Below are 25,296 nucleotides of genomic sequence, written 5' to 3'. Positions count from 1 at the left end.
TAAATTACATCCGTGCGGATAGGGTTCAAGGTTGAATGGAATCTCAGTTTTTAGAATATCAATAATTCAGATGATAAAATGGTTATATAGCAGTCACCGTATTGATTCCGATCTACAATCATGATAATGTGTCTTAACGGCAAAAATGTGAACAAGTCGTATTCGATTATAAATAAAAACGGTAGTGTTATAAAACAAGAGATGATATAGACATGAGTAATATTGTACTTTTCTCATTTGATTATGTAAAAATAGTACGTGACTTTGATTCAATTTTAGGATTTGACTATAATAGTGAGGAGGAGGAGTAATAGAAATGAATCCAACAGTTGCATCTAGTTTCACTATATTTTTGACATTAGCCATGATGCTGTCTGCTAACCCAGTCATGATAATGTCGTCTACTATCTTTGCTAGTCCATCAGATGGAGGTAGTTCAGATGGAGGTAGTTCAGATGGAGATAATGGCTCAACAGAAAACGAACAGTCAGAAGTAGAGTCAGAAACTGAAATGTCAGAAGAACAAACTGAGCCAGAACCTGTAAATTGTCCCGACGGTAGTCAGGCAAGTACAGCGGAAGAGTGTCCAAAGACATCAGCAACAACCTCAACAGAACTTGTAAATTGTCCCGACGGTAGTCAAGCAGTTACAGCGGAAGAATGTATTACAGGGAATGATACAAGTACATCATCAATACCATCTGGTTCCGTCCCTACTGATGCAGGATCCGAGAACAACGCTATTTGTAAAACATCTCCAGAAGCACAATTTTGTAAACCTCAAACAATTATTGGTACAATTGATGACACCCCATCGGAAACATTACTTCTACCATATTTTGAAACAGATCTAGGTACAAATACGCCAGGAGCACCATCTGGTTCCCTTCCTGCAGATTCCGGAACTGACAAGAATGATTTTTGTACGAAAGCTCCCGAAGCTCCATTTTGTAAATCACAAACAACGACAAGCTCACCTACATTTGAAGAAACTCAAAAGCAAGCTGAATCACGTTTCAGTGTTGGTTTTGATGCTGTCAACACTTGCGAATCTAATCCAACCGATCCTGCTTGTAAATCATCAACCACTACTAGTACAACAACAGGAGCACCATCTGGTACAACAACAGAACCAACAACACCGACAGGGCAAACAGGTGACACTACATCTACAGTAGGACCAGGAACTTTTCCTAAAGAACCTGACGGAAAATGTCCAGCTGGAACCCTTGAAACAAGCGTAGGTGCATGTGTCGGTCCAGGTACTACCAAATCTACAACTACATTACCAGGTGGACCAACTACACCGACGACACCAATAGAAGGAGAAGTACCTAAAAATCCGGATGGAACATGTCCAGCAGGATCTCATGTCGTAGGATTTGGTGGAAAGACAGGATCGAATGCTCCTAGTGGGTCTAAGTGCATTTCTGATAACCCAGCAGCGAAAACAACTACAACGCCTGGTACTACTACAAGAGAACCGATACCCACTAATTTCGGTTGGCTTTATCTTTGTGCATCTACTCCTACACCTCCTGAATGTAATAAAACACCAACAACACCAGTAGAAGTCGAAGTTCCTAAAAATGCAGATGGAACATGTCCAGCAGGATCATTCGGTGTAGGAAGTGGTGGTAACGCCGGTCAACCAGGGACAGGATCTTCTACTTGCGTTTCAAATAACACACCATCAAAAACTACTACAACACCAGCTCAAACTACAACACCAGCTCAAACTACAACACCAGCTCAAACTACAACACCAGCTACAGGTACAAAGACGGTTATTGTTACTAAAACAAATATTAACAATGATCAAGTCACTGTGAGAAATGATGGAGGATTGACAGTACAAACACTTGACGGAGCTGTACATCCACTGCAGATTGTCCACCACAGTCTGCAAATATTGTCTTGGGTCCATCCCCAATGGAAAATGGGAAAGCGCGAATACTTGCAGCATTTGATCCATGTGTTCTTACTAATGGGAAAGTCTTACTCAATTTACCAGACGAAAAAGGAATTCAACTTGTAGGAGCTAAAATACAAGATGGACAAACAACACAATCTGCAATAGTCCCAATACAAAGAATAGCTCCTACTGCTCCAGGTCAAGCACAATATTTTATTGACTTGACCGAACAATCTACAGGTTTAGATCTAGTGAGTGGTAATCCTGTGAATCTTGGTGGTGGCAATGTCAATGCATTACTCCTACTGAATCTAGGTGGAGAGAATGTTAAACTTAGTGCAGATAACAAAGTAAATATGGACGCTGCTCTCAGACAGGGTGCTGCTACAACAGCAACAGCAACACAATCACCAACACTAGCCTCACAACCACCTGCAGGTGGAGGTGGAAGTGGAGGTTAGATATCTAGATAGTCTTGTTGTACATTGATAAATTCATTTTTCAGCAAGGATAGTTATAAACAAGATAATGTAACCAAGACCTACTATTTCTCAAAGCAAATCTATTATTTTTGAAGAGCTTAAAGAGATATTCACCCCTTATTTGAACCGTAGTATTACCAAATAAGATATCAGTGAGTTTTGGGACGTGGAGCTTAGTAACTAATTTGACTAATTATTGGGGTTTTATGCTACAACATAAAAGATTGCAGATATCAATCACTACAAATAAACTCGATTTCTACAAAAATCTATTACATCTTTTTTCAAATTAAATAAACCTAATCCGATAGAAAGTCTAATTTCTAATTACTACCTAAACCCATCATCCGCTTTAGGTAAAGTAAATTCAAAGGTAGATCCCACTCCATCAGTATTGTTAAATGCCCAGATTCTACCACCATGAGCCTCAACTAGATTCCGAGTAATGTAAAGTCCAAGACCTGTTCCGGTACTAGAACCTGTAATAAATTTTTCAAATAATTTAGGCATTATTTGTGGTGATATCCCTTTACCAGTGTCAGAGATGCCAACAAGTATTTGTTTCCTTCCTTTGTTTCCTTCTTTTATCTTCTTTTTGTTTCCTTCTTTTATCTTCTCTTCTCTGTCATCCTTTATACTATCTACAATAGTTTTCTTATTTCCTACAGCTAGTTCACTTAGATTAGAAGCATTCTCTTTTATCATAATGTCTATTGTACCATTTTGATTGGTAAACTTTATTGCATTGCCTATCAAGTTATTAATGATTTGGTTAAGTCTTGATTTATCTGCATATATCCAGCATTGCTCATTGATACATTCATTTATAAAGTTGATTTTAATATTCTTATTTTTGATTTTTTGATCAAGTTCTGTCTTAAGTAAATCATTAATTTCCTTGATAAGATCTAACTTTTCTTTACGAAGTTGCAAACTGTTAATTCTATTAGATTCAATTCTTGCTACATCTAATAGATTATTTATTAATTCGTTTAGTCTAGTTGAATTGCGAGATATGATATCAAAGTGTCCTTTTAGACCGTCGATAAGCCTTTTTAACTCATCATCGGTTGTTACTTTAGTATTTCTCAACAGATCCTCAAATACTTGTTTATCTAATTCCGCATATCCCATTACCGCTTGGGTAGGAGTTCTCAGTTCATGTGCTGCTGTGTTAATGAATTCTCTTTCTAATTGCTCACTTTGTACTAGCTTTTCATTGGCCGTTCTGAGGTTATCAGACATTTCCGTTTGGTCCCAAAGGCTTTCAAAAATTGATATGTAAGACAATACGGTAGGTTTACTTGTTGAATATGTTGATACTCCTATAGCCTCTTCAAATAATTCTTTGGAATCGTCTTTTAATTCTGTGGCTAAGACATATTTTCTATCTACGATTACAATGGTAGATATCAAATTTTCCTGCTTTCGAATCTCTCGGCTAATAATGTTTTCTGTAACATTATACTTCCCTTCAACATCCTTTGGAAACAATATTTCTTGGACATTTTCATTCACTGGAGATAGAATTTTAATTCTAATATTTTCAGCGCTCCTTTTTTTCAGTAAATCAATGATTCCTATAATAACTTCTCTTTTTACAGCATTTAATGAGGGAAAAAGTATCAGAATTTCTTGTTTTGCATTTCGTACCAAGTCTATAAAGTACTGTTTTGTTTTAACAGCATTTTCAATAAGTTTTGTTGTCTGTAAAATAGCCCCTGTTTCTATCTGTCTTATTCTTTCTTGAGCATTTATGCCCCTGTCCCACAATTCCTCAAATACTGTCTGATAATGTAAAATGTAAAGTGGCTCTGTGCTATGAATAAGCCTCTGATACGTCTCTCCATTTTTAATATCTTCTATAATTGTGACACATTGTTTTCGCGACACTGAGAAATACAATGGAGGTAGGTTTCTAACATGTTTTATTTCAATACCAATATTAAGAAATTTTTTTATTAATTCTATATTCTCTTTCTTGTTTTCTATAAAAGTAATCCATCGCAGACCGCCTTTTATTTTTCCTTCTTTATACTTTGAAAGATAATTCAAATATGCTTGAAGTAGGGTCTGGTTTTGATCAAGTAACTTGAAATATCCAATAGATGTTGAATTTGAAAAACCCGTATCAGCATTACTAATAAAATCTTGTTCATAAGATAGCGCCCCAGCATTATTGTTTATCATATAGGTTTGAATCGGTAATATGCCATCTTCGATTTCTCTTATTCTCTGTTCTGCAGGTATTGCATTTTTCCAGAAAGTTTCAAAAATCAATTGATTTTGTTCTATGATCTCTTTTACATTACTGTGTATTATTTCAGTTAGAGGTTTACTTTCCCGTAACACTACAGATGCAAGATATTCTCTATTATCGGATATTGCAAGATTGCCTTTGATATCTGACAAATGTCTGATTTCGACACCGAATTTCTCGACTATCTGTTTGCAATATCCAATGTTTTCTGAAGTTATTTCCGTAACTATCCTTATCTTTACAGAGTTACTTTTGAATATTACATACAATTTTGTAATCTCGGGAACATTGATTATTACAGATAGACCATTTTTATCAATACATATATTGAGATCCCTTTTACAGTTTATAGCAAATTTTTCAGTTATCGGTATAGTTTCTTCCCCATAAGCAATTCTAGTTGCTATGGTTTGTTTTCCTTGTTTATCATCTACGCTTACTTTGTTATTTCGCATATCCAAAGTTTTGGATGAAGATGAATCTTGACTGTGTAAATCCTTTGTTGCCTTAAGAAAGTCACCATCTTCATCCATTTAGTATCATAATAGTGTATATCTAACATAATATACATGTGGTTTTGTCCCCTGGGGATGCGTGCTAATAGCAGTTCGTCAAAAGAGACTCCATAATTAATATTATTGATTATATTAAATGGCCGAATAGATCATAATAGTTATGGTTTTCATTGAAGATAGAGAAGGCGTCTTTGATGCTTCTATAGATAAAGTATGGAAATTAGTCCAAGCGCATGTAAAAGAAGGATCAAAGATTCATCCTAATGCAAAAAATGTTGTTACAGAGCTGTTAGATGACAACACATTAATAAACAGTTGGAATGAAGAGATTAACGGTCAATCTATTTCAGAAAAGGTTAAAGGAATAATGTTTTATCCTGTAGGTGTCGCATTTGAAATGATTGAAGGACCATTTGCTGGATCTACTTATTTTATATACTATATGCCAAGGCAAGATAATAAAACCAGTGTCATATTAGCTGGAGAATTTAGCACGCTCTCAATCGATCCTACTGTTGGAGACGATGAAAGGCTTCGTTCTATGGTATTATCAACTTTTGAAAAAGTATTTTATGAGGATTGTGAATACCTTAGGAATATACAATAAAAGTGTTATTAATGTCGTAATAATTAATTAGTCAATGATTACACTTATCGTTCACATTGACAAGCCATAACGTGCTTCTAAATTATAATTTCTACTAGTTTGTTCTTTAAGAGCTCAACAATTGTTGCCCTAGATAACATAATTCACAAAGATTAGGATTAGGGAAAGGCATTGCCTTTTTAATAGATATGTCATACCACAATTATTTTCCTCTAGTGTAAATTTAAGACCGCACAAATTAAGTCTATCGGCAAACCCTATCAAATATCTCGTTAGTATTCTTATTGTTTCGACTAGAATAAATTGTTGCCAAGAAACCTGCAATAGATACACATCCCATACCTACCAAATGCCAATCTAATAATTCATCTAATCTGATCTTTGGAGTGCCATAATATCTATACTTACCTTGCGAATATCGTTAACCAGAATAAAATGGGTTTGGGCTTTTAATCTTAAAATAAATTTGATGGCGACACCCCTTTAGGAGGATGATGGGACATGACATTATGTTCTTAGGAGTAGGAATTTCGCTAATCTAAGAGTGTTCCTATCGGCTATATCAATAGATATTTAGTAATTACTTGTAGTGAGTCATGCTAGTATGTTCCTTCAAAACTTGTCTTGAGTCAAATGTTTGTCCACATGTTTCGCAGGAAAAGGTTGCCTTTACATTTGTTGAATTTTCGTCTGAATTTCTTCCATTATCTACTTCGGAACTACTCTGTTTACTTTGATTGACTGATGAACCTTCGTGCGTATGAGAATCCGAATCCACCTTTGTCATACCTCGTTTACGATACTCTTCTTGGGCTTCCTGTGTATTTGTCCCAGTTTGGCCTTCTGATGTTATTTTTTGATCGCTTGGATCTCTTTTTACCGCAGTTGGTTCGCCTGTGTTAATTTTAGCAGGTGTCATGGGTTCTTTATCTCGATACTCTGATAAAGGATCGTCATTTCTACTTGTATCTGTTCCAGGTCCGCCTTCTTCGTATAATCTATCTCCACCAGAAGACTGTTCTTGTCCAATAGAAGAAGTAGAAGCTATTGTATCTTTTGTCTTATTTGCGAGATCTTTTGTAGTACCTACTACCTTGTCTTTGACATCTTCTAGCTTGTCTGTTATATTGCCTAGAACTGATTCACCTGTATTTTCCCTTTTTTGCTCAAACGCTCTAAGTTCGGTTTCAGTACTTTTTAATGTTAATTGTGTACCATCATAGCTTTCGATCTTGGATTTCGGTATCGTGTATACATTTTCACTTACTTTGTCCTTTTCTACTATAATAGAATCATCTCTTTCACCAATTATATTTCCTACAACTTGGCGATTTGATAAAACTACACCTTTTTTTGATAAAATCAATTCTGAAAAATCTATGTTAGACATGTGTACTCTGGTATATATAACTATAAAAGCGTATTATTTTTCTCATTTATCGATACAAATTAGATTTGTCTATTTGAGTTGGAAAAGCAGATTGATGAAGCTTTAAAGGAATTGGATCAATATACTGTGAGCTAAAGAGAATAACAATCAACTAAAAATGCAATCAAGCCAAACCATTTCTTCTGAAATTCGATGTTAATAAACAGACGTGATTGTAATATTTTTGCTTTAAATAACAAAACCCTTATTGATAGGAGAGAACCATAATGTTGTATGGTAGAAATTGTTTCAACGGTGCATTCAATAGATAGATTGGATCATCCAATTCCAACTGTAGGGATGGTGTCCTACCTCATTGAAGAAAAGCCCCGAGACTATACTCTTGTTGACACTTGTTTTATTTACAGTATTCCAATGTTTGAATCTTATTTGTTAAAAGCAGGGATTGATATCAAAGATATTAACCCAATCGTTCTGACACATTTGCATCCAGACCATGTTGAGGCTGTAAATGAATTAAGGAGAAAAAAAGGTGCCAAAATCTATTCTCACTGGATAGAAGCATCGTACTTGTTACATGAGTTAGAGTATAATGGACCACCAGTTAAGGATGCCTTTGCACACATTTTAAAAATAATGGGAACTGATATTAATACAGTATCAAAAAAGTTTAAAAACATACACGTCGGGCCAGTTGCCATAGATATCTTATTGAAAGATGGATATATCATAGGAAACACTCTACAAGTTATTCATACTCATGGACATACTCCGGGCCATATTTCCCTGTATAACAGGGAGCGTCGGATTCTCATTGGGGGAGACATTCTCTTTATTTCTATCTTAAATATTGACGGTTTGTTTATTCCTCCACACACAGTAACAAAGGATTGGGAAACTTCCATTGTATCGGCAGGGAGACTTGTGAACCTTAAAGTTGAAAAACTATTGTTAGTACATCAGTCAAATCCGATACATGAGAATGCATCAAAGATGATAGAAAAAGCTGTGTCTATCGCCATTACAGATAAGAATACGATAGCAAAATAAAACATTGTTCCAGTATCCTGTTACTAATAGAGCCTAGTCCAATCCTGAGTTATGCCACAACAGGATTGTTTGTCATAGTACGCCACTCACAATGGCAATTGGATTTTAATCCTCAAAGAGAAGTTAAAATCATTTAAGATTTTTGGGTCCATTTCCTCCATCATCAAGAGACAAGTTAAAAAACGAACAACCTGAATTGTATACTCTGTTAGTAAAGAATAATCCGGTCTGCAAACCTTGATTCATTTTGTATGAATAGAAACGCCGCGCTTAGAGCAATAAATGATTATTGCATGATATTTTGATATTGTTAAAATCGTAAATCGTTTTAGACTGTTTTTCTAATTTTTTTTAAATATAGCAATTGGAGGTATGAGGCGACTAATTGATAATTTAATCTGGGACCATAGATACTTACTAAATACGCCTAAGACCATTAATAATAATTTTATGACAATAAATAAAGAAAAGATATTCATACGGCTGATGTAAGCAAAGCGAGAAAAGTGCTAATACAGGAACAGAATTTGTCTATGCTTCTGTAGTGCCTGAGTCGACAAGACAAAACATTTTGCAAAACTAAAATACAGATTGAACATAGCTTTTATAACCACAATTGCTCACCTATTTGAAATTAGATATTTGACAAGAAATGATAAAAAGGATATAACAAAAAAAAGGATTGAGGTTGGCTTTAACTTTTATTGTTGACCTAATGCATTGTTGCCATCATTTAAGTTGGCTGTGAAGGCCAAGTTGTTACAGGAGGCAATGGTCTTATCTTCAGAACCACAGGTTGATTGTTCAGTAGTATTTGAAGATTGTTCTAGAAGTTGAGCTGCGTCATTAGATTTTTTGTTTTTTCCACCTGCATATGCGATATTGTCCCCATAAGCAACTACAGAGCCGATGAGAGCTGCTGCAATAAATATGGACAAAACTGACAAGGAAATTTTTTTATTCATAAAACTTAATATGCATTTTCATTTAACTGAGTTGAGCAACCTGTTACTGAAAAGATCTCCTTGGATTTAAATACCAAAGAATGTTCTGCAAAAAAACTGTGTAACTATAGAGGGATAGATATTAGACATGTTTTGAGTTTATGAAATGAGGTAAAATATTTGTGTGATGAAATAAAGGTTGTGTCTTTTTCCTTTTGCTCAGTTATATGTGAATAGAATACAGAAGAAGAGTGGAAGTAGACATAGTGATGTCGAGAGTGGAGAGGAAGTGGATGGACCCAATTTCCATTTTTTGTTATGAAAAGATTCAAAATGTGTTAGATATAAGAAATCCTCATATAATACTTGTGAATGAATTACGCAATGCTAAAGGATACTATACTAATCAATTCAACGGTTTTGAGCGCATGAAAAAAAATATGATGTATCTATCTATTGAGCTGCTGAATTGCCGCCTTTGTTTTCCTGTTTTTGGATGTTAAAGTTATTGCCAGATTTTTTTATATCTCCATCGGATACAATCTTGCTGCTTTGCTTCTTAGAGTCATACTGCTTAATTGATTGGAAAAGCGATTTCTTTCCTGCGAATGCATCATTTCCTAAGACCGACGGTGCGATAATCAAAGCGAATGCAATTACTATTGCCGCACATGCTAAAATTGTTTTGGTAATCAAATGTATATTGACAAAGAACATTCTAATATATAATTCTTCTTATAAATGGCACTCATTGGCATAACCTCACAAATATAATAATATTCATTAAAATTATCAAGCTGAACTCATTATGAAGAATAATCCAAAAGTGTTGAAGGATTTAACCAAATTTACAAAAACAACAGCACTTCATAGTGATGCAGATATTTTCAAAAAAGAGTCAACGACTTGCCGTCGCTAAAACCTTTAGAATAGAAATAATAATCTCATTGAAGGCTTTTAATTGGAAAGGATCCTAAATTATCATATATTATCTCACAGGGTATAGCAAGATCTGTTTTCAACAGCGCAATTTAAGATAAAAAAGTTCATCTAAAAGTTCATATTCTAAAAAATTCCGAATGTGATTATCCATATTGTTAACTAATTGAAATCATTTCCAAATTGAATTAATAGATTAAATTATCAAAGAAACAAACGCGCTTTTTAATGTAAATCATCAAGTTCCTTCTTCAACTCATCTAACACAGGCCTTCCATTTTGTGATTATTTCGTTAATGTATGACCTGTAGTATTGATGATCCCTGTCTCTTAAAATAATGGTGTTTGTGCTGTAATATATGATGAGGTATATACATACTGAAATTGGCCTTTCTCCTATGGTTGCTATTATGTTGTGAGTCTGATTGTTACTGTATATTGAAACGGTGATTTTATCCCCGGCTAATTTATTGTTTTCAATATATGACAATAGGTCATGAGTATTACTAATCGGAAACCAGTCGAGAGCTGTGATTATATCGCCCAGGGGGTAGCCTGATTTGTTCCTTGAACTCCACCCTTTTCTGCCGACACGTCGTTTACCAATGAATTAACCTGAACTCCTCCAAAACTAAAATTAAGCCCGACTTTTTTGTTTGCTATATAAATAGACCATGCGGGTTTCTATTGAAAAGACCAGCCCTAAGCATTTCTCATATCTGGAGAACTTTTAGTTTTACATTTGACATCAATTTTTTAAACAACCTAGTGGTTATGGTTTTGTTAACCTACCATCGGCTGTTTGATCAGTACTAATATCTCCATTATTTGCTTGGTCTAAATCAGCATTGTTATTACATATGATAGTACTATGCGGTAACGCTTTGATGTTGCCTGTGGCGCATAATTGAGTAGATTGCTGATTCTGGTTAATGGTTGAATTTGCGGTATTCAAACCACCCGGAGAACTATCCGTACTTGCTCTACCACCATTCCCATCCATATTTGTTCTAGCACTACCATTACCTGCTTGACCTGGGTCTATACCACCACTATTTGTTTGGCTCCGGTCAGAAGCTTTTTTGCAAGCCGAAGGTGGAAGATCTCCTGAAGCACATTTTTCAACTTTTGATAATTTATTAGAATTAGATGGTTGAGCAAGGGCACCATTACTCGCGATTAGGGATGTAAAAATCAATGCACTTGCAATAAAGAATGATATAACTAGATACAATTTATTATGGTTCTTAGAGTGATTACTCATCACAATTATTATTGGAATCAAACTTTATATTCATCTTTTTTAGAAACCATCGTCTTTAGTCCGTTTTTTTTCCTTTAGACAGATAATATCAACATTCTCATTTAACTTTTATTTTTGGTGTTATCCAAGAATGAAAATTCCGTATGTGTTGTTCTCGTCTACCGTGAATACAGCGCCGCCTCTTGAACAGCGGAGCAGAATAAATTCAGAAACAAAGATTAGATCAGCCTAGCAATTTATTGAATAGTAACTCTAACAGTGGCCTAATCCTCTTTGTTACTATTTGGCTGATATCGGATCTATAGTAATGTAAGGATCTTTAATCCATTGTTATGCTTGTCACAATCAGCAATCTATATATTTAATTGATAGAGGTTTTAATTCTGGTAAATATTGACAGATAAGGTGGAGATAGCAGTCACCAATCTATCTAAAAAGCATCCAGGAAAGCCAGCTTACAAAGGATTCTATTCTCTTATCAAACGTACCTATCAAGACGATGGAGAGATAACAAGTGATGGCTTTGCTATTGATAAAGAGAATTTGCTAACCTTGAGAGCTAAAATAATGGCAATACTAATTGATGAGTTGCCACCAAAGGATACAAAATTTATATCTAGTTCTAACATGTCTAAACAGACAAAACTATAGTAAAATTTCTTATGAAATGTCATTTACATACTTCATAAGGTAATTGTTTATATTTTGCAATTTATAACAAATGTAGTGGAAAATAGTGGAAATATCAAATCTATTGCAATAATAACGGTATCTTTGATTTTAGTAATAACTGTTAGTTTCGTGTATCAAAATCCTTTCGCCATGGGACAAGATGCTAATAACAATGCATCGGTATATAACCAATGGCCAAACGTAATGTCAAACGTAAAGACATTTGTAGTTCAAAATGTTACATCCCCTAAAATTGATGATTCTGCATTTGTACATCCATTTGCAATAATAATCGGTGATTGTTCAATCGGAAAGAAGGTACTAGTGGCCCCTACTGCTGTTTGTAGGGCTGATGAAGGCATTCCGATTCACGTTGGTGATTATTCAAACATCCAGGATGGAGTTATTCTACATGCTCTTGATGCCGCTAGAAACGGCACCAATGTTGATAACAAACGGTTCTCTAAGGAAGGAGATAGGTTACTAGGCAATGACACACGATTTGATAAAGGGTATGCAATTTTCATCAGCGGAAATGTGAGCTTGGCACATGACTCACTTGTCCATGGACCAGTTTGGATTGGAAACAATACATTAATTGGAGTAAAAAGTGCCGTGCTTGATTCAAAGATAGGCAACAACGTAGTTATCAGGCTCGGCAGTATCATAACAGGAGTTGAAATTCCAGACAATACCTTGGTTCCTCCAGGGAGTGTTCTTACGAATCAATCGCACGTTGCCAAGTTGCCATCTGTAATTGGAAGTCCAAGTCAAAATCTAAACCAAGGGGATCTACAAAATAGCCAAGCTCTTGCGACCGCATACGATAGTGCAAATATTGAAAGGTAGTAAAGGCAATTATTACTACTAGTTATTTATAATTAAATGGACCATCTACGGCTTATTATTTATCACCATCAAACCTTTTCTTTTGGAAGAGTTTTTAAAAGTGAATTCTGTAAGTAAAAATTATTCTCAAGGCTTCTCGACAAGATCCTTAATAATTATTTTCATTTTTACAGGCTCAATCTCGCTTTCTTTTTATTTTATAGGTTTTTATCCGCAATTTAATATTCCAAACATTTTGTCAGCTGGTATAGTTACCTTTTTGATCATAATCTTCATACAAAAGTCAACAAATTCTATACGGGGTATTCATAAAACATATTTGTTTATTTTATCTTCACTACTATGCTGGCTTACTGCTGAATTTCTATATGCATACTATGACGGATTTCTACGGATAGACGCATATCCATCCTTTGCAGATTGCTTTTATTTAACAGGATATATTTTCTTTATTTTATACTTATACTTGTTAAATAAATCGTATAAAATAGAATTAGGTTTTATTATAAGCGCTTTAGTTACCTTCTCTCTTTTTGTAATATATATATTGTATATTTCAATATTTATATTTGAAATTTATACTTTTAGTAATGATATAATTGGTTTAATACTCCTTTTTAGTTACCTTGTTTTAGATGCTTTTATTATACTAGTAGCTATCGCTTATTATCTTAGAGGAAGATCTATCTCATTAAACAAGGGACATAATTACTGGATTTTGATTGCATCATTTGGACTCTTGTTTTTTATTGCAGATTTCCTTTTTGGATTCAATGATCTTTTTAAAATTATCTATACTACTGGGTTTTTCGATCTTTTGTATAATGTAGGTTATATTGTACTGGGAATATGCATTATAATTAAAATTAGGTATGCTACTCGCTTTGGACGTAACATTACTTTTAATTGATGCGCTACAAAATGTGACGATGGAGTTTGTCTTTGAGCAAAAATAAACAAGACAAAGGCTGCGACTCGGATCTTCTGGCGAAAGTCGTGAATTCCAATAACTACTTTATCGATTAGAAAATGTTAAGGTATAAATAGGAACTATGGGGAGTGGGACCCGAAGCAATAGAATAAAAACAGGGAATCTAATCGATGTATGGAATCTAATTAAATGAGGAATAGATGGGATTATGTACATGTCAGTAGTCACGGGTTTCTACTTTCGCCGTCGACAGGAATCCTAACAATGACATCCATTTACTAAAAACAAGATAATTTAGATCCATTGAGATAAATTTAGTTAAATAAATACAAGGTTCTGCACATATCCTTCATACCTAGAGAAATTTAGTTATATATTATGACATTCAATGTATGCTAATGAATATAAGAAATACAAAACCATTTTTTGTTTCATCAATAATAGCAGTGTTGGTCTTGGGATTATTTGGAATAGGTTCCTCGGTTGCAATATCTCAATCTTTTGCACAGGCTAACGACACCAATACCAATACCAATAGCAACAACAACAACAATGGTGATGACAATAATAACGGTAGTAGCAATGTAGAATACAGTACAGTTCTTTCAGGAGATCAAGAGGTTCCGCCAGTGAACACACAAGCAACAGGAATTGCAGATTTCAGTCCATCTAACGATGGTGGTAGCATTGATTATACTATTACTGCCACCGATATAGAAGCAGTAACAGCAGGACACATTCATTTTGGAATTGAAGGTCAGAATGGACCAGTAGTAGCTACTTTATTTGAATTTGAATCGCCTCAGGATGAAGTTTCAGAAAGTGGAACAATTAACTCAGAAGATCTTTCAGGCACTCTTGAAGGAATGCAAATTTCTGATTTAGTAGACGCTTTTAACGATGGAAACACCTATGCTAATATACATACTCAACAGAATCCTAACGGGGAGATACGAGGACAGATAATTAGTGAAGAATTACAAGAGGATACAGAAGAACAATAACCTTTACTTTTTATGTAAACGTGATTAATAGCAATATTTTTTTTAATGCCTATTAACTTACTTTATCTTTCAAAATCCGACTATGAAGTTAGGAATGAAGGTTACGTATTAGACATAATACCGTTTTAGGCATGTGATGTTAGGATTAGGATAATGAGCAAATTCGCATAATACTTTGTCTATTGAATAATTACCATTCTTTCAGTATGCATATAGTTTGCAAAAAATACAAAAAATAAACAAGACAAAGGTTGGGATTCAAATCTACACCTTTCGGACGGGGGTTCCTACCGAATAAGGCATTAGCATTTATAAAAAAAGATTTAATCTAGATTAAAGCACTTATTTTTTCAAATAAGGTCGTAGATCAAATTTTGTATCGACAATTTTTTGCATTTGTTCTTGTAATTTTGAAGGATGTTCTTTGATTATTTGGTTATCCACTTCAATTTCGAACATTTTCTGATCTGGTTTAAGGAATATACCACTCTTTCTTTCCTTTCCATCTTCTTTTTTTATAAATTCAGATTGGAATGCTCCAACGATATTACCAAAGCTATCAACAATTACATTAAATTTCATATTAACTCACACTTCCTCCTATTAGATTAAAGTTAGTACTTATAGTTCCTACATTAATAATAGTCACCATATAAGTTATTGATCCATCGTTGTTCATTACCTTTGTAAAATCACTTATCATTAATGAACCACCGGGATTCAGAGGATTAGCCATTATGTACTGAGCTGGTTCTCCAACGAACCCTTCGACCCAAAATGTTTGTATTCCACCTGAAGGTAAATTTCCAAAACCACTTGTCCATGTCATAAACGGGTATAGATATGGCAATATTTAAGAATTAGATATCTTTCATGGGCATATGATTCAATATTGAATATCTTTCGACACAATATTGTGAAAGTTTGAATATTGATAGATATTACTCAAATATTCAAGGGGCAACAAATTAGATGTTAACATCAATCCCGCTATCTTTTTCATTGATATCAAATAAGAGTGGGATTCGAATCTGCGGCTTTCAGATGGGGGCTCCACCAAAAAAAATCTATGGTAATCTTGTATATACTTCATTTGTACGGGGTTCGGGCCGGGGGATAAGATTCAAATTTGAATATAATCCCCCATTTATCGACATAACGAGTAGTAACAAGGTCAAAACCTTTGTTATTTTTATAATATCAATTCATATCGATTCGTATGAGTAATTCTGATAACTTTGAACACCAAAAGGATACCGGAGGTCTGATCCAAATTGTTTTTATCCGCGCCCCAAAGAAGGATCGTGATGCTTTAGCAAAGATTGGCAAGCAAACGGATGATTTTTTCAGGAAACATTGCGTGTCAAAATTTGTATATAGATTAAATACAAGAGAAAACATGATGGATTTTGTAAATATATCAAAAATCATTTCTGCTAATGATGACGAAGATGTAAATTTAGAAATACTATCCTATAGAGACGCCAAGCATGTAGATGAAGTTATGAAGGCTGTGGAAAGCGATAAAAGAGCTAACAAATTGTATAAAGAATCTATGGAAATCATTACACCTGGTTCAATAGTGTTTGGAGATTTTACTAGATTGAATGAAACATCCTGAATAGCCATTTCTTTTTCTACAATTTTTAAAAATTCATAGAATCAATGTTAGATTTTTTATAATTTTCCAAATATCCAACCCCTATTGAATAGATCATTGTGGACTTCATTGGAGGTGGAGTAGAACCCAGGATAATTTGACAGGCGTGTTTGGATAATAGTTCAAATCCCAGCAAATCATGATATTATTACCCTACAACAAAACTGTTAGTTTGGGCCCGTGACGATAGGTGCTGATATCGGTTCTTTAAATGGGATTCTAATTCTGCGTAGAATAATTCCTCTACTTAAAAATTAGTTTATTTAAAAAAAAGATAATGATCTTGCTTAAATAAAGAGGTAATAAACCCAAAAAGGGTTATTTGCACAGATCTGGGGCTTCTACACAGATGAGATGCTGAGTTCCATAGATTGGAGTAGTTCCAAAGTGATTATTAGTCGAATTGCTATCAACAGTAATGGCTATCGCACTTTCATCTAGTAACTCTATTTGTGTTGGCACATTTGAAACTGGTCCGTCTTTAAGCGTTACTGTTGTTGTTCCATTAAGGTTTGTAGAGTTTGAACTGCTATCAACAACCGGGCTACCCGATAACTTGAGGTCATATATAGAGTGAATATGTTCGGCTGTACCATCTATTTTAGTCATATAGAAAGAAGCGTTAAAAGCAGGAGAGGAGGAATTAAATTCGGTAAATCTATACACTCCACCTAATACCCAGGCAGGCTCCGTTGTATTGCCGTCATTTGAAGTACTTGTTATAGCTCCTTTCAGGACATTTGAGTCCGTATTCGAAGGATTTTGAGCAAAAACCTGATTCGAATTAACAGCCACTACTATCAAAGAAATAGAAACTGCTAACAAAAAGATGGTCTGAATCAATCTATTGGTGATTTTCATCATAATTTATCTAAAACCCTAGTATTTAAATTTCATTAGTAGGGAATAGTTTGTTTTGGTCTAATATCACAAGCTTTGGCAATCAAAAAAAATATACTGAAAGATATGCTTGATTAACTCGGGTAAGTCTTAATAGTGCAGTCTAATCAGGTCAATTTGAAATTGAATTTTTATAGCAATTATTATTTAATTCATTAGTTACAGTTTTCATCCGTGGGATTAATGCTGATATCGGTTCTTTAAATGGGATTCTACTGAAAAGAGAAATAATATTTCTTACAAACTTTGTGTGAGGTTGCTTTTCATCAAAATTTTTACCTTTTCATCTAAAGCATATCAATGGATCGGACCCGATGGTTTTAGTAATAGCCAATGTTATGAGTCTAATTTCCAGATAAATTCAATGATACTTAATAACTGCAAATTCTGCACTGATGGGCTTCGAATCCATCAGGTATATGAGATCTGTTACTATTAATTATTAATATACAATCTTTTTATTGATTATGCATAAAATTAGATTTTGATGGAGTTCTTATTTACAGCTGCTATCAAACACATATTTTAAAACAGACAAGTCAAACTATAATATTACAAGCATTATCAAAAAAATTAATGGACTATTAGTCCACCTTGTCTTTTGCTTCTTCGGCCCCTTCTTCTATTCTGTTGCCTGCTTTCTTTGCTCCTCTTTTCATACTTTCGCCTGTATCTTCCATTGAGTTTTTAATGTCTGACATTTACAGGTTTTATGCAACATATTATTTAAAAGGCGGACTTCTTTGTGAACCATTTATAAAATTTACAAATAATTAAAATTAGGTTATTTGTATGGAATGAATCATCGGGATACCATTCAAGGTTGAATAATCCAAAGATAAGGAAAGAGGTTTAGAAGATTGTCTCAATACATGTATATTTTGTTTAATTCGAAGAGTACAATTCTACGATTAATCCGTCACTCCACCCGTACTTCTTATCCATCAATTCTGAAACTCTATGAATCAAATCTTTCTCTACAACATCTTCAACGACCCTTCCATAACCATTGAAGATTTGATTATCCACTTCAAAAGCTATTTTAGGGTAATGTATAATATTCTGAACCTAATGTGCTTTTTTTTGTGCTCTGATAAAACATAATATTTTTTATTTTGCTCAACAAACTAAATTTCTATCTCATGTACTTTTCCTGTTTTCCATCCTTTAGTCGTTAGATAAAGGAATTGTAAATGTGATGGAGGTGGAGGGGGGGGGGAAAGGCATTAATCTATCACATTCATAAGACCTTAAGATAGATATGCTAATCTATGCAGCATGCAATCTCATTTTAATATAATATTATTGCATCATTAATTAGCAGTGATGTTTGTTTCTGTTGGTGGTGTAGGTGCATGATTAAGAATAAACTTTTTGGAATTAACTGATCATCTTCTGACTTAAATTGACAATTTACAATGTTTTGCACATGGCATATTAAAGTACTATTATTTACTATACAGGAGTTATTACCTTAATTTTTTAATTGATAGGTGTTTCCATTCTTAATGAAGACAAATTAGAGACACCTGTGATAATGTCAAAATGGCCGATCCCATATCAAAATAGGAAAGTCACTCGACTTATCTTCATTATTACTTGATGGTGAATGATAGAGTATATGAAAAGAAAAAGCAGTCAATTTTAAGATTTATTAACAAACATGGAAGAACAGATCATTCATTTATTCTAAACGAAGTTAATATTGATTATGATACTTTAATGAAGATACTTTTTGAACTGCGAATGGAAGGACATTTAAAATAAATATAAGTCATGGGTTTTTCACCGCAGGATCATAGTGATTGTATAACTTCTAGTAGAGTTATGATGACTTAAACAAGTATTGTGCTTTGTTTCGGAATTTTAAGAGGACTGACAAGATCTTTAATCTGAGTAATAGTCTTTACAAGGATGCGCAACTGGGGATAAATTAATGGCAATATTAGAATAAGAGAATTGATAAAAGGTATTGGTAGATTTTTGACTAGATTGACAACTTTTAACGGTATTAGAATTCTAGGTGCATAAAGTATACTTGATTTGGTAAAGGACTCCAAGAATCAAATAAGACTTTTAAGAGAGTTTTTTAATTATAGGAACATCATTCTTAAGATTTCAAATATAATGTATAGCAATTAGCAGTAAAAAATGAAGTCCTAGTAATTAGTTTGAAAATGTCAATATATTCTAAGCAGGCTGGAAATGATTAGGAGATATCAGCTCTTTAGTTTATAAAATTAAAGCAAATTATTAAATAAACGTGTACCACAGCAAACCCCAATAAATGGAGAGAATTCCTGAACAACAAGCTTTGGTTATCGGAGGTGGAATTGCAGGCTTGTTGGCTGCAAGGGTCTTATCAAAGTATTATGAGAGAGTCATTATTATAGAGAAGGATACTTACCCTTTGCATACAGGCCCCAGGAATGGAACGCCTCAATCAAACCACACTCATGTATTATTAGTCAAAGGAAAAAAAATACTTTTAGAACTGTTTCCCAATTTAGAAAAAAAACTTGTTCTCAAAGGGGCGCACACTTTGGATCTGCTTAATGATGTACGATATTATGTTGGGAAAGGGTACTCACTGAACTTTAGATCCGATATTACTACGATTGCATGCACACGACAACTTCTGGAATACGAGATTAGAAATGAAATAATAGAAAATTTTGCAAATATTATAATACGTGAAAAAACGATGGTAAAAGGACTAGTAACTGAAAAATCCACGCAAAAGGAAATCAGTATGTGTAAAGGCCTAACTGCCATTTGCCTAAATACAAATTCGGAAGAGATCATATCTGCAGATTTAGTTGTAGACACCAGCGGAAGAGGATCAAGAACGGCTGAATGGCTTGAAGAACTCGGTTATGGCAAACCATCGGAAACAAATATCGGGTCCTTCATAGGCTATTCCACCTGTCGGTATAAGCCAAATATACACAATTTTTCCCCTAATCAACCTCCTTTGCACAAGATTATACCAACCATAGTATTTACAAATCCCCCCTTTAATCCACGAATGGGTGTAATTTATCCAGTTGAAGATTCGTCATGGTTAATTAGTATTCTGGGTATAGGAGGGCTTTACCCGCCAACAGATCAAAATGGATTCCTGCAATACATAATGAAATTGGAAACAACAGATATGTATAACATAATAAAAGATTTTGAGTTCGATAACCAAATATACGGATTTCGGACAACCGGTAGCAGGCAGTATCATTATGAAAAAATGAAATCATGGCCAGAGAACTTCATTGCGTTTGGTGATTCAGTTTCCTCATTTAACCCAATCTATGCACAAGGAATTACTGTGGCGTGCATTGGAGCCCTGACTCTGGACAAAACCTTGAAGCAATACAAAAAAAAGGGCCCATTAGATCGAAGTAAATCCAGATTTGCTTTGACATTTCAAAAAAGAATTTCAAAAACTAACAAACTTCCGTGGCTATTAGGAACTGGAGAGGACTTTCAATGGTCTACGACTGAAGGGATTCGTCCAAACCTCTTAACACGTTTATTGCAAAAATACTCTCATCGTGTACTGCTCTTGACCCCTAAAAGTAAAATAGCTACAAAATATTTTTTTGAAGTAATACATATGATAAAGCCTCCGATAATCATTTTTCATCCATTGATCTTGTTACATGTATTACTTGAAAGGTTAAAGGAATACTAGGTGGAAAAAATAATCTTCTTTGACCATAAAACACAAGACCCGGAATAGTCCAAGTTATAAATTAATTTAATTATATGTTATTAGGCTATAGTTAGATAAATAATAATTTTATCTTATCGAGCAAAGCCTTTTATAATTTTGTGGACCATCACGATATATCAACAATTTGGAAAAGAAGGTAAATGAACGCCGAGACTAATCAACAAGGAACACAAATGTCGATGGAGCCAATAGATGTCTCGTATGCAATACTAAGAAACAGCGGTAGTATAGACGAGACACTCCAGAAGATAAGTATCGCAATTAACGTCCAGTTGACTTTTGATCTACAGACGATTCCTTTTGTAGATTATGATGGATTTGAGAATATACGCCATTTTAGCAAATTATTTCTTTTTGGTCCAAGTGGATGCGGCAAATCAAGAATACTTTATGAGATTATCAAGCGAAAAATTACAGAATATGATAGCATTATTATTCTTAATCCAAGGAACACGGTAGGGATAGAGGAAGTTGGAAGGACAGACCTTTTTGAACTAATAAAAAGAATTAACGAGAACGATGCAATACTTTGGGACAATTTCCCAGAAGATCTTCTAAGAAAGGATCCTAATAATGGTCTAAGAGTAATTGAGATATTGAGCTCAAATGTAAAAGCAAGCAATCTGTTCTTGGCACTAAGACCATCTTTTATGGAGGAATACCGGTTTTCCCTTACTAAACTCCATGATATCTATAGAAGTGAAATTACATACAGCAGGGAGCGGATTAAGGAAATGCTAAAGCAGTATGGTACACAAATTTCAGTTTTTACAAACATATATAAAAAATACGTTGAAAAGGACATTGACAAAATCTCTACTGTATTATGGCAAAAAGAGCCTTCCCCATTAACCATATTTGACTATTACAACGAATTAGGCTCAAAAGAGAAACAAGTTTACCTGAATAATCACTCACTTCACAATTTAACCACTGCAGAAGACAAGAGAGAACTTTCCCACATCTTGGTAAATCCTATTGTTATTGCCCAAAGGCTATTACGAAGTACTGAATACTATGAGCAGCAATTTGGTCTAATCAGTGGTTTTGATGAACGAAGAGCCGAGTCTGAATTTCTTTATACATTAAAATTCGCTTATGAAACAGGCCTGGATAGAGACATAAACAATATAGAAAAACTTCAGTTAGATATCTTTGGAAGCGTTGCTCCCCAAGAGCCTTCAAGAAAGTTAATTACTTGGGTCTATCTATCAGGATTCTTTTATGCTATGCATGATGCTGCCAGGGAATCTATCAGATTCGATGACTTTGTAAGAATGAAAATCATGAGATTTTTAATAACCAATTTCTTTAATATCATACCCGAAGAAGAAAGCCAGGTTTATTTATTTGGAACCTATTTAGGAAGAAATTTTTCGTTTATACCTTCCAATACTACAAGCCCATTCCTACCCGCCCATATCTATGAATACTTCAAAAAGCATGTCAAGTTCGAAAGAGCTTTAGGGTACGGCGTTGGAGACTGTTTCCAAATTTTAGATGAGGAACTACAATCTATCATCTTAAGCAGAGTTGATATAGACATTGAATTTGGTTTGGGTTTAGCAGAGAGCATGGGTCAAAATTTCCTCTCTCTTGGCTCAAGACACAAAACAGAGATATTAAGGAAAATTTACAAAGCAATGCTGTTTGCCAGGTACCTTGGTCAAAGCCTTGGAAAAATTATCGGGTATGTTTCACCGGAGACTAGGAAAGAGATTTTTCAACATATAGAAACCAATGATCAATTTGCAGATGGTCTAGGTATGGGTATAGGCTATACATACGATTCACTTGGGAACGATCTCAAGGCGGAAGTTTTTGAAAAGGCTAAGGGAAACAGTGAACTGACAAGGGGCTTGGGGTGTGGATTTGGACTGGCCATGCCTTCTATGAGTTTAGAATCTAGAAAAGCTACATTTAAGATGGGAGAAAATAACAGCGAGTTTGACAAGGGGCTTGGAATGGGCCTAGCCATAAATTTTAAGTTTTTACCAAGTACATTTCACAAAGAAATTTTTAACAGGGCACTAAAGCACTCGGAATTTATCCTAGGGTTTGGAATGTATATATCCTTTACCGGTAAAGATGAAACACCTGCTGCCATTATAATGCATACGGAAAGTGATGGCGAATTCGCCCATGGTATGGGTTTGGGCTTTGGAATATACTTTGGATATCTATCTACAAATAAACAAGCACAAATTCTGTCCATGACGAACCAAAACATCAAATTTGACCTAGGACTTGGGGTTGGATTTGGATTTGTACTAAAACATTTTCCTCAGGAATTTCAAAACCAGTTCTTTTTACGGGCTGACAAAAATATAGAATTTGACAAGGGACTAGGGTTTGGATTTGGGTTCACATGGTCATATCTGGGCAAGATACTTCAGGAAAAGGCGTTTGCAAGAATTGAGACCAATAGCGGTTTTGCTTTTGGCTTGGGCTATGGCTTTGGATACATTTTCAGATATTTTGACGAAAATACCCGGAGTGATATATTAAGACGAGCTGAGAGAAATAGCGAGTTTGACAAGGGATTAGGGTTTGGAATCGGATATTCTTTTCCATATCTCGATCAAGGACTGCAGGATAAGATAAGGGAACGAATGAAGACAAATACTGAATTTGCTTTTGGTTTAGGTTTTGGTTATGGAAGAATATTTAGATATTCAGACCAAGTATTTCAGAAAGTATTATTTGAAAGCGCTGAAGTGAATGATGCCTTTGCGAGAGGTCTAGGAATGGGGATAGGATTTCTCTTTACTTACCAAGATGACAAACTACAAGATGAGATATTGCAAGTTAAGATTAAAGAGAACCAAGGATTGGCGTTTGGTATTGGGAATGGATTCGGATATTCTTTCAAATACTTAAATGAACACTTCAAAAAAGAGATTTTAGATCATCTTGTAAAGAATAATGTGCATCTGGCCAGGGGATTGGGTAATGGGTTTGGAATGAGTTTTTTGTACATTGATGATAAACTCAAAGAGCAAATTTGGTTTGAATGTAGTCAAAACCCCGAGTTCGCAATTGGTTTGGGTGATGGTTTGGGACAAATATTTAAGTACCTTGATGAGGTTTCACAGAATGAACTTTTTGATAAAGCTGAGGTGAATGATGCCTTTGCGAGAGGTCTCGGCACTGGAATTGGAAGAGCTTATAGATATTATGAAACTGAATTTCATCATACCATCTTCACGTATTCTCAACATCATTTGCAGTTTAGAAGAGGGTTAGGCATTGGATTCAGCTCTACATTACATTATCTTGACGATGAAATAGGCAATAAATCACTTCAATGGGTTGATGAGAATGCTCAGTTTGCAAGAGGGTTTGGCACTGGAATTGGAGAGAATATCGTCACCATGAGCACCAATACTAGGCGAATGTGGATTGAGAAAGCAGACGTCAACGCTGAGTTGGCAAGAGGATTGGGAATTGGCATTGGAAATTCTTTCAAATATCTTAACAATAAAGATAGACATGAATTAGTAGACTATTTATTGAAAAAAGAACATTTCAATAGGGGACTTGCTACAGGATTTGGCAATATTCTTCCTTACATGCCTGAGCAAATTAGAAGTCACTTATTCAAAATAATAGAGAATAACAGAATATTAGGCTTTGAGGCAGGATTTTCGTTGGGACACATCTTTTCGTACCTAAGCAAAGACTTTCGTTATACAATTGTTAATCATGTTACATCTGATCGACTGCAGGACTTTGCTAGGGGTTTCGGCGATGGTATCGGACACATTTTTCACGGTTTAAGTACAAAACTGCAAGAGGAAGCGTTTTATATGGCTACACAAGGTTCTGAATTTGCGGCGGGCTTGGGTTTAGGTTTGGGAAAAAGCTTTCCACTACAGGATCAGTTGTTGCAAAATCAACTATTGAGTTTATGCGACTTGGAGAGATACAATAATCTATCTTTTGGTATGGGTACCAGCTTGGGAATGAATTTCCAACAGTTATCAATTGATATACAGCAGAAAATATTTGAAAGAGTCAAAATCAATCCAAACAGTAAATTTGTAGTGGGCTGGATGCATGGTATAAAGAATTCTATTAAGAACCTTAACATTGAAACCAAAGACAAACTCAGAAATATTGTCAAAGATTTCAATCTACCTCTAGATCTTTAGCATCTAATGGTCTTCGGTTTAGGATGGTCG

Annotated in this window: 20 protein-coding genes; 11 read left to right on the top strand and 9 right to left on the bottom strand. The window is 34.6% G+C overall.

Features of this window, described 5'->3' with window-relative positions; all coding sequences use genetic code 11:
- Window positions 1-316 precede the first annotated feature (316 nt).
- Window positions 317-2,038, top strand: a complete 1,722-nt coding sequence (locus AB0A59_RS08485; RefSeq protein WP_458742929.1) for a hypothetical protein — start codon at window positions 317-319, stop codon at window positions 2,036-2,038.
- Entirely contained in the window at window positions 1,933-2,376 is a 444-nt protein-coding gene (locus AB0A59_RS08480; protein WP_458742927.1) for a hypothetical protein, read from the top strand. Before AB0A59_RS08485 ends, AB0A59_RS08480 begins: the two co-directional genes overlap by 106 nt.
- A 351-nt stretch (window positions 2,377-2,727) precedes the next feature.
- Here AB0A59_RS08480 and AB0A59_RS08475 read toward each other — a convergent pair whose 3' ends face one another.
- Window positions 2,728-5,190, bottom strand: coding sequence for an ATP-binding protein (locus tag AB0A59_RS08475; RefSeq protein WP_458742925.1), 2,463 nt, complete (start codon window positions 5,188-5,190; stop codon window positions 2,728-2,730).
- A 142-nt stretch (window positions 5,191-5,332) separates the two neighbouring features.
- On the opposite strand from AB0A59_RS08475, the gene AB0A59_RS08470 reads away from it, so the two are divergent.
- Window positions 5,333-5,779 carry a hypothetical protein gene (locus AB0A59_RS08470; protein WP_458742923.1) on the top strand — a complete coding sequence of 149 codons (447 nt, stop codon included), beginning with the start codon at window positions 5,333-5,335 and terminating at the stop codon, window positions 5,777-5,779.
- Between the two features lie 580 nt (window positions 5,780-6,359).
- On the opposite strand, the gene AB0A59_RS08465 is transcribed toward AB0A59_RS08470, so the two are convergent.
- A complete protein-coding gene (locus AB0A59_RS08465; protein ID WP_458742921.1) occupies window positions 6,360-7,169 on the bottom strand; it encodes a hypothetical protein in 810 nt (269 codons plus the stop codon).
- 273 nt (window positions 7,170-7,442) lie between these two features.
- On the opposite strand from AB0A59_RS08465, the gene AB0A59_RS08460 reads away from it, so the two are divergent.
- Window positions 7,443-8,219 carry an MBL fold metallo-hydrolase gene (locus AB0A59_RS08460; RefSeq protein WP_458742920.1) on the top strand — a complete coding sequence of 259 codons (777 nt, stop codon included), beginning with the start codon at window positions 7,443-7,445 and terminating at the stop codon, window positions 8,217-8,219.
- 701 nt (window positions 8,220-8,920) lie between these two features.
- Here AB0A59_RS08460 and AB0A59_RS08455 read toward each other — a convergent pair.
- From AB0A59_RS08455 to AB0A59_RS08445, 3 genes are all read right to left on the bottom strand, one after another.
- Complete coding sequence (locus tag AB0A59_RS08455) at window positions 8,921-9,184, bottom strand: hypothetical protein (protein WP_458742918.1); 264 nt, start codon at window positions 9,182-9,184, stop codon at window positions 8,921-8,923.
- Window positions 9,185-9,616: 432 nt separating this feature from the next.
- Window positions 9,617-9,859, bottom strand: coding sequence for a hypothetical protein (locus tag AB0A59_RS08450; RefSeq protein WP_458742917.1), 243 nt, complete (start codon window positions 9,857-9,859; stop codon window positions 9,617-9,619).
- A 1,015-nt stretch (window positions 9,860-10,874) separates the two neighbouring features.
- Window positions 10,875-11,366: a hypothetical protein gene (locus tag AB0A59_RS08445; protein WP_458742915.1), complete on the bottom strand. Its 492-nt coding sequence runs from the start codon at window positions 11,364-11,366 to the stop codon at window positions 10,875-10,877.
- A gap of 393 nt (window positions 11,367-11,759) precedes the next feature.
- Here AB0A59_RS08445 and AB0A59_RS08440 point away from each other — a divergent pair, with 393 nt between their 5' ends.
- From AB0A59_RS08440 to AB0A59_RS08430, 3 genes are all read left to right on the top strand, one after another.
- Window positions 11,760-12,017 (top strand): hypothetical protein, encoded by a 258-nt coding sequence (locus AB0A59_RS08440; protein ID WP_458742913.1) that lies wholly within the window; start codon window positions 11,760-11,762, stop codon window positions 12,015-12,017.
- Window positions 12,018-12,092: 75 nt separating this feature from the next.
- Entirely contained in the window at window positions 12,093-12,887 is a 795-nt protein-coding gene (locus AB0A59_RS08435; protein ID WP_458742911.1) for an LbetaH domain-containing protein, read from the top strand.
- Window positions 12,888-14,216: 1,329 nt separating this feature from the next.
- Window positions 14,217-14,822 carry a CHRD domain-containing protein gene (locus tag AB0A59_RS08430; RefSeq protein ID WP_458742909.1) on the top strand — a complete coding sequence of 202 codons (606 nt, stop codon included), beginning with the start codon at window positions 14,217-14,219 and terminating at the stop codon, window positions 14,820-14,822.
- A gap of 342 nt (window positions 14,823-15,164) precedes the next feature.
- Here the strand turns inward: AB0A59_RS08430 and AB0A59_RS08425 are convergent, their stop codons facing one another.
- A complete protein-coding gene (locus AB0A59_RS08425; protein WP_458742907.1) occupies window positions 15,165-15,404 on the bottom strand; it encodes a hypothetical protein in 240 nt (79 codons plus the stop codon).
- Between the two features lies 1 nt (window position 15,405).
- Window positions 15,406-15,651 (bottom strand): hypothetical protein, encoded by a 246-nt coding sequence (locus AB0A59_RS08420; RefSeq protein WP_458742905.1) that lies wholly within the window; start codon window positions 15,649-15,651, stop codon window positions 15,406-15,408.
- Between the two features lie 143 nt (window positions 15,652-15,794).
- Here AB0A59_RS08420 and AB0A59_RS08415 point away from each other — a divergent pair, with 143 nt between their 5' ends.
- Entirely contained in the window at window positions 15,795-16,049 is a 255-nt protein-coding gene (locus AB0A59_RS08415; RefSeq protein ID WP_458742903.1) for a hypothetical protein, read from the top strand.
- Entirely contained in the window at window positions 16,042-16,443 is a 402-nt protein-coding gene (locus tag AB0A59_RS08410) for a DUF1428 family protein (protein WP_458742901.1), read from the top strand. The genes AB0A59_RS08415 and AB0A59_RS08410 overlap by 8 nt, the downstream gene beginning before the upstream one ends.
- 357 nt (window positions 16,444-16,800) lie before the next feature.
- On the opposite strand, the gene AB0A59_RS08405 is transcribed toward AB0A59_RS08410, so the two are convergent.
- On the bottom strand, window positions 16,801-17,346 hold the full coding sequence (locus AB0A59_RS08405; protein ID WP_458742899.1) for a hypothetical protein: 546 nt from the start codon (window positions 17,344-17,346) through the stop codon (window positions 16,801-16,803).
- Window positions 17,347-18,267: 921 nt separating this feature from the next.
- Window positions 18,268-18,411, bottom strand: coding sequence for a hypothetical protein (locus AB0A59_RS08400; RefSeq protein ID WP_458742898.1), 144 nt, complete (start codon window positions 18,409-18,411; stop codon window positions 18,268-18,270).
- A gap of 1,258 nt (window positions 18,412-19,669) precedes the next feature.
- On the opposite strand from AB0A59_RS08400, the gene AB0A59_RS08395 reads away from it, so the two are divergent.
- Both AB0A59_RS08395 and AB0A59_RS08390 read left to right on the top strand, forming a co-directional pair.
- Entirely contained in the window at window positions 19,670-21,070 is a 1,401-nt protein-coding gene (locus AB0A59_RS08395) for an NAD(P)/FAD-dependent oxidoreductase (protein ID WP_458742897.1), read from the top strand.
- A gap of 182 nt (window positions 21,071-21,252) precedes the next feature.
- A complete protein-coding gene (locus AB0A59_RS08390; protein ID WP_458742896.1) occupies window positions 21,253-25,266 on the top strand; it encodes a hypothetical protein in 4,014 nt (1,337 codons plus the stop codon).
- Window positions 25,267-25,296: the final 30 nt, after the last annotated feature.

This window comes from Candidatus Nitrosocosmicus sp. T (assembly GCF_054408485.1).
The sequence above is the reverse complement of the archived record's forward strand: the minus strand, read 5'-3'. Positions and strand labels throughout refer to the sequence as shown.